At 63.1% G+C, this 7,425-nt stretch carries 4 protein-coding genes; 3 read left to right on the forward strand and 1 reads right to left on the reverse strand.

Annotated elements, in window-relative coordinates:
- Positions 1–362: 362 nt before the first annotated feature.
- Positions 363–2,651 (reverse strand): fibronectin type III domain-containing protein, encoded by a 2,289-nt coding sequence (locus tag RCH21_RS07175; protein WP_326963764.1) that lies wholly within the window; start codon positions 2,649–2,651, stop codon positions 363–365.
- 527 nt (positions 2,652–3,178) lie between these two features.
- Here RCH21_RS07175 and RCH21_RS07180 point away from each other — a divergent pair.
- The 3 genes from RCH21_RS07180 to lepB all read left to right on the forward strand — a co-directional run bounded on the left by RCH21_RS07180 (position 3,179) and on the right by lepB (position 5,947).
- Positions 3,179–3,490, forward strand: coding sequence for a hypothetical protein (locus RCH21_RS07180; protein WP_326963765.1), 312 nt, complete (start codon positions 3,179–3,181; stop codon positions 3,488–3,490).
- A gap of 280 nt (positions 3,491–3,770) precedes the next feature.
- Entirely contained in the window at positions 3,771–5,393 is a 1,623-nt protein-coding gene (locus RCH21_RS07185) for a multicopper oxidase family protein (RefSeq protein WP_326963766.1), read from the forward strand.
- A gap of 62 nt (positions 5,394–5,455) precedes the next feature.
- The gene (gene lepB / locus RCH21_RS07190) at positions 5,456–5,947 is read left to right on the forward strand and encodes a signal peptidase I (protein WP_326963767.1); all 492 of its coding nucleotides are present in this window, start codon (positions 5,456–5,458) and stop codon (positions 5,945–5,947) included.
- Positions 5,948–7,425 lie beyond the last annotated feature (1,478 nt).

A 7,425-nucleotide genomic window follows, 5' to 3' on the forward strand; every position in this document is an offset into this window, starting at 1 on the left:
CGTCATCCTCCCTCGGTGATCACGACCGGAGTGACCGACACGGAACAGAGCGGTTACATGCCCGCCGACCGTGGAGCGGTTCGATAACCCCTGCTGCTAGGTGCCGACTTTCCAACCGGAGCCCTGCTCATTCGAATGGTCCTGAGTTCTAGTCATCCGGCCACGACATACAAGCTGCTAATCTTCGGCGCGAATCTTCCATCGCTGCGTAAAGGATGTAGCGGACAGACCGAGTGCGGATGAGCAGGGCTGCCTCGCCTTAGTTGAACGTGAATGCAGGGAACACGACGCACCGGGGTCCGGTTGCTTCCCAGAATTCTGCGGAAGCAACCGGACCCCGGTGCTGATGAGTGTCGTTCTACCTATCTGTTGGTGACAGCTGTCGGCCCGGCAGTGCCTCCCACTGTGGACTCGATCCAGACAGGGCCTGGGTTGGTGGTGCCCGCGGCGGCGTTGCGCAGCCGAAGGGTGTAGACGCCACCGGTTTCGGGGGCGGCTGCCGCGGTCACTGGTGCCGTTCCGATGATGCGGCCGGTAGGACCGCCAGCGCGGATGGTGATGGTCCCGCCGACGACGCTGCTGGTGCCGCCGATCCTCAGATCGCCCGTCTTCCACTGGGCCAGGCTGATGGTGACCCTGTCCGCAACGGGTGTCACCTTGACCTCATCCGTCTTCGTGGTTCCGCCCACGGTGACGGTAAGGCGGAAGGTAAGCGGGTTGTTGGTCATCGGGGTCCTGTAGATCGGCAGGCTGAACGTCGGCTTCAACGTGGTGCCTCCGGTGACGGTGACCTTGTCCGGGTCAGCCGTGCCCGTCAGGACCTGCTCCCACTGGTAGGTGGCGCCGGCGGTGGTGGAGCCGGTGCCGTCGAGTGTGACCGTGGTAGCGGCGATGCGGCGTGTGACGGTCTGGTCCGGGCCTGCATTGGAGACCAGGGCGCCCTGAACGGTGACAGGCGCGCTCTTGGCCGACTCGGGTCCGGCTCCGTTCTCGTTGGTCGCCTTGACGGCGAACTGGTAGGCGGTGTCACCCTGTAGCCCGTCATAGACCAGCGTGGTGACATTTCCGGCGACCTCCTTGGCAGCGCCGAATGGTGTGCCGTCGGCCGTGTAGGCCTGGACCGAGTAGCCCAGGATGGTGAGGTTCGGTCCTCCGGAGTCGGGTGCGGTCCAGGACACCTCGGCTGTTCCCTGCCCTGCAGTCGGTGCAGTGGTGAAGGTCGGGGCGGCCGGTACCGGGTCGTTGGTGATGGTGAAGGTCACTTCACCCTTGTCCGAGACGTTGCCGGAGGGATCGATGGCGGCAAAGGTGAAGGTGCTGGTCTGCGCCACGGGGATCGGCCCGGTGTAGAGAACCGCATGGTCAGTGCTCATGTCGGCAGAGACAGGGGCTGACCCGTCGGTGGTGTAGTAGATATCGCTGCCGAGTTCACTCGCTGAGAGTGTCAGCTGCTGCGCGGTGGAGAACGTCCCGCCGTTGGGTGACCCCGTGACAGTCGGGGACGTGATGTCGGTCTGGGTGAAAGCATGGACCGCGGGGAAGGTCTCGCCGACCTCACTGACGGACGTCACGTAGACGTCATACTCCTCATCGGTCTTGAGGCCCCTGATGGTCGTACTGGAGGCCTGCGGGTTGCTGATCCGCACGCCCGATTCGACTTGCTCGTTCCCGGAAGCGGTCTGCGCGACAGCGGTGACGCGGTACCCGTCGATGGCCGGGGTACCGGGTACGGCCTTGGCGGGAGCCCAGTTCACTTTCAGTTCGCCGTTGACCTTGGCAGCGGAGACATTCGTGGGTCCAGCAGGGCCTGACTGCAGGGGCCCGTTCGGGCAGCCACCCATTCCGGGGCCACCCAACTCGCCGAACTCGGCAATGGTGAGGCCCTGCCGGTTGGCGTCAGCGTCCTCCTCCTGCCAGGCCATGGCGCGCGCACCGCCGGCATTGGCCACCAGCTCGGCTGCGGCTGTTTCGTCGAAGATGTAGGTGGCGGTGAAAGTGTCGGGGCCGTCGACACCGAATTCAAGGCTGGAGCTGTACCCCTCATCGGCGGTCAGCGGTCCGGCAACTGCTCGGACGTCGCGGCGCCCGATACTGGTGTCCTTGAGGGCGGGGTCGATAACGCGTTGTTCCATCTGAGCCCTATTGACCCCGGCCCCGACATGACCCCTCACCGTCACGGTATTGCCGTCCAGGACGGAGCTGGCCGTGACGTACGTGTCCTGGACCAGGGTGGAGCCGGCCTCGTCGCCGCCGAACCTGATCGACACGCTGTCTCCGGGCCGGATGTCGGGGGTGACATTCAGACCCGTGCCGGCACCCCAGCACACTCCGCCGGGGTGGTTGATCTCGAAGGCCACATCACCGGCCGAGACGAGGCTCTGTGCCGAACCGACCACACCGACGTTCGGGCGGTTGACTTCCACCGTTGCCATCTGGCCGATCCGGTCTTGATAACCCTCGATCGTGACGAAGTCTCGATCGGGGAAGGCGACGACGTTGTCCGGGAATGCCGGTACGGCCGCATTGGCGGCCGGAACGGCCAGGAGGGACGTAGCGCCGAGGACGGCGGAGACCGTCGCGACGATCGCAGTCCGTCCGAAAGCCTGGCCGCGGGACTTCGATTGTCCCGGTTCGTGTAGTGCAGATTTCATGACAACCTCACTGAGCCTCATTGCGTGAGCAAGGGGTTCACGCATGGTCACAAGCTAGGACGCCCACCTTCGGGAAATGTTGGGCGCGGGTCCGTCTGGCACCGCGATCGGGCCGGAGACAGCGTCGCTGGTCCCTCTTGATCGTCGGTGCCTTCGTCCGTGTTTTCGTCGATTCCTAGGACTTCCTAGGGTTTCCCTAGGGACTCCTAGGAAGACTGGCCGGCATGTTATCGAAAGCTTCCCCCGGCCCCACATCGACGCGTAGTTCCTCAGAACTGGAGCGTTCGCCGTCGCCGTCGCATTCCGCTTCACCGTCGGGTTCCTCGGGTTTGCCTGGTCCCAGGTCGAGGTGGGGTCGTATCCGGTTTCTTGTTCCGGTTGTCCTGTTGATGATCGTGGGGGCAGTGGTTGCGGGGGTCCTGTTGGCTGCTCCGCGAACGCCCCCGGCCTTGCTGGGTGCGTCGGCCACCGTCGATGGTGGTCTTGCACGTATTCAGGGGGTAATACCAACGGAGACCGACGGGTGGATGCCTCCCTCACCTTCGGCTGCGCTTGCTGATCCGGCCGGGGAGGGCGCCCATCGTGTTCGGATCCTGCTGGAGCTCACCGCGATGGAGGAGGACGGTTTGTCCTTCGACCCGTCGGTGTACGCCGTTTCGGCTCTGGGCGATGGGACCTGGGAGCCGGTGTGGTTTTCTCCTGCTCCTTCGGCGGCTCGCCAGGGGCAGACCATCGACGCGGTGCTCGTGTTCGAACTCCCGGATCGGGCCATCGATCTAACACTGAAACTGCCAGGAGGACCCGGGCTGTCCCTCGGCGAGGGACACCACCGCGGGTGACAAGCACGGGGCTGTCATCTGCGGTGTGGGGTTCTACCTCGGGCTGATCAGCGCAGGCGTTCCTGGGTGCTGGGTATGACCGAGAGGTCAGGAAAAAGGGCATCCCCGGGATACGGGGGTGTTCTTTGGTATGTATGACCGGGGCGTCGAGTGTGGGGTGTTGTTTTCTTGGGGTTTGCATGGGTGTTTCTAGGGGTTGTCCAAGGATCTGCGGAGCGGGTGCATGAAATCTCCAACCTGAGTGCGGGATGGTCTGTTTACCAACCAAGGGAGACCAGCAATGCCTACTTCACGGCCTACTTCACGCCGCCAGGTCCTGCTCCTGGGGGGACTCGGAGTCCTCGGCGCAGGTGCAGCAGCTGTGCCGACGAGATCGGTGGACGCCAAGTCGGTGAGCCGACTCGACGACCGGGAGATGCCGCGACCATTCCGCGTTCCCTTCGTCCAGGCACCGATCCTCGAGCCATATGCCACAGGCACAGATGCCGCGGACGGAGCGCCGGTCAACTACTACCGGTTGACGGAAAAGGCCGCTGTGGCCAGCATCCTGCCACGGCTTACTACACCTATCCTCGGCTACAACGGTCTGTTCCCCGGGCCGACCATCAGCCTGGACCAGGGAACGAAAGCCGTCCTGAGAATCCGCAATCAGCTCCCGGCCCAACATCCGCTGGACGGACACGCCCTCTCGACGTCCACCCACCTCCACGGGTCCGCGTCATTGCCGCAGTACGACGGTTACGCCAGCGACATCACGAATCCGGGGTTCTACAAGGATTATCGTTACCCCAATTTCCAGCCGGCCCGCACGCTCTGGTATCACGACCATGGCGTCCACTTCACCGCTCAGAACGCGTATTCAGGCCTGGCAGCGCAGTATCACATGCACGATCCCCTCGAACGGCAGCTGTTGCCGCAGGGCCGCTACGACGTCGCCTTGACCGTCAGCGATGCGATGTTCGCCGAGAACGGCTCGCTGGGCTACGACGACAACACCCACTCGGGGCTCTGGGGAGATGTGATCCTGGTCAACGGAAAACCCTGGCCCGTGATGAAGGTACAGAAGCGCGTGTACCGGTTCCGGATCCTGAACTGCTCCATCTCCCGCTCCCTGCGGCCCGCGCTCAGCACCGGGGCCCCCCTCGTAGTGGTCGGTACCGATGGCGGTTTGATGCCGGCAGCGCAGAGCGTGGCGAACTACCGCCACGCCGGGGCGGAGCGGTACGAGGTTTTGATCGACTTCCGGAAGTACACAACGGGGCAACGGATCGAGCTCCGTAATCTTTCCAACAAGAACAACGTCGATTACGACTTCACCAGCAAGATCATGGCGTTCGACGTGACCGACGAACCGGTGGATACCACGGACCCGACCTGGAACCGGATTCCCACCACACTGGTCGGCAGCGAGGCCATGTCGCTGACACCCGCGCAGTCCGTGAAGACCCGCAGGTTCAGGGTCAAGCGCAACGACATCACCAATATGTGGACGATCAACGACGACAGTTGGCAGGACGTCATCGCCAGCGCCTACAAGAGAGTCATCGCCGATCCTGCGCTCAACTCGGTGGAAATCTGGGAGATCGAGAACAGTTCGGGCGGCTGGTTCCACCCGCTGCACATCCACCTGGTGGATTTCCAGATCCTCAGCCGAAGCGGGCGTGCACCCTTTGCCTACGAGCGAGGTCCGAAGGACGTGGTGTACGTAGGTGAAGGCGAGACTGTTCGGCTCCTCATGAAATTCGGTCCTCACCAGGGTGTCTACATGATGCATTGCCATAACCTGCCGCACGAGGACCACGACATGATGGCCCAGTTCCGCGTCGGCTTGAAGGAAACCGACTATGACGTCAACGATCCGATGACGGCTGCTCGAGCTGTATGGGATGACGAGGTAGGTTGAGGGCCAACCAGCCACCAGGCAGCGTCTGGCGGCGGCGTCGGTACCCTCGACAGCCGCCACCAGTGCGCGCAGTCGCAGGACGTCGGCACCTACTCCTGGTGGTAGCCCTGATTCCCCTCCTCGTCGTTCTCGCCCTCCGTGCGTGGGTGATAGAACCGTTCACCGTCTCGTCGGACAGTATGGAACCGACCATCGAATCCGGTGCTGTCGTCCTCCTGTACAAACCGTCCGCCGCTGCGGGCGGGATCCGCAACGGCGTAATCGTTGCGTTCACGAACCCCATCGATGGCCGGACAGCAATCAAGCGGGTCGTCGCGGGGGAGGGGCAGGTGGTTGCCATCCGCGACGCCGAACTGTACGTCGATGGCGTTGCCATACCGGAGCCGTTCATCGACCACAGCCGCATCGACGCAACCTACTTCGGACCCGTGGAGGTGCCGGCCGAAAGCATCTTCGTGCTGGGGGACAACCGAGGCGTGTCCATTGATTCAAGAGATTTCGGAACCGTGCCCCTGACAGCGATCCAGGGCACCCTGCTCACAGGCCAAAAATAGGTTCCACACCATGGACCCGGCGGTCCGAAAACCATCCCACAGCGATTCCCGATCATCCCCAGACCACGATCGCTGATGAGAACGAACATTCCAGCGAAGATCGACCGGTATGTTCGCCTGCCCAAATTCTGCTGTGCAGTAGCGCCGATCAAGGGCGTAATTGCGGGGGCGCTGACAGGGTGCACCTTGTCACTGCCGGCACCCGTGGAGGCGCTGCCGTCCAACTAACACTGCCGTCGCGCGACGCTGTAGACGGAGCTGCCATGGCTGTTGCGGTGATGGCAGGGAGTTTGGGCGGACCGACGACGCGGTGTTTCATCGGCCGACCTCGAACTACCTGAAAGGTTGAACCACCGCGACCAACCGTATTCGTGGATGCGATGGAGGGGATACACACCTGCAACCTATCGGGCTCCGAGGTGATCAGTGTGACCGGTGCAGGAGCGCCTCGTTCAGTGCTGGTGGATTGTCGCTGCTGGCCGCGTTGATGAACACGGCCAGCGTCCTCGCTCCGGTCGGAGTCAAAAAAACATCAATAGGTTCAGTTTGGCCTGCGACGTGAAGGATGAGAGTGAAGCCCTCGGACCCGACGCTCGGTCGGACGGACATCCTCTCCAGGACCGGAGGTATGTCCTGACCTATCAAGACCGAATGCCCATCCACATACCAGAGAGAACCGGCGTCGATCGAGGCTTTATGTTCAGTGCAGACATAAGCCTCGCGATAACCACCCCTGACGCCCTGACTGCCCACCACGAAGGCGGCACCTGGATTTGTACACCGAAGCACTGGACAAGAAAGCATGCCGCCACGGTACTGAGCAAATGTTGGGAAAACCATGCACGCTCCATCAAGGGAGTGCCGTGCGCCATCCCTCCTTCTGTGCATCCCTCCGCAGAATCAGCCGGGACCAACCAAGCGACGGGTAAGACCGGAGCGGCCACTGAGGGGATCCGCAGAGGCCGGTGTGCCTGCAGCGGTTGGCTCGACCACGCTGGGCGTGGTGAATTGCAGACGACCATCTACGGAATGCCGAAGTGCAGACCCGGGACCTCGAGGCCGAGAGGCTCACGCCGGCCGTCATCGGAAAAATCATCGGAGCCAGCCGCGCCGCCGTGTACCGCTACCTGAGCAGCGACTCCAAGGACATACCTTGCTCCGCACTACGCCCTGAGCATGCCCGAGCCTCCGACCTCCAGCGGCAATTCTTCATGCCTGCTACGTGTCGGCGCGGCTCAGACCGAAAGCCAGCCGTAACCCCCGTGCCACACACGACTGCACCGCCTGCTGGTGCGCTTGTGGAGACAGGTAAGAGGTAACCGCGACGAGCCCTACCCGTGAGGAGACAGGAAATCAGCTCTTGAAGCGGGTTGTCGTTCCGCCGCTCCGGCATATCTTGACCGGGCGCTGTGAGCGCTTCGAGTATCAGACGACCTGGCGCCTCTTGGGCATCGCCCCTCGCGGGCGGCTTTCCTTGG

This window comes from Arthrobacter sp. PL16 (assembly GCF_035985055.1).
Classification (GTDB): Bacteria; Actinomycetota; Actinomycetes; order Actinomycetales; family Micrococcaceae; genus Arthrobacter_D; species Arthrobacter_D cheniae.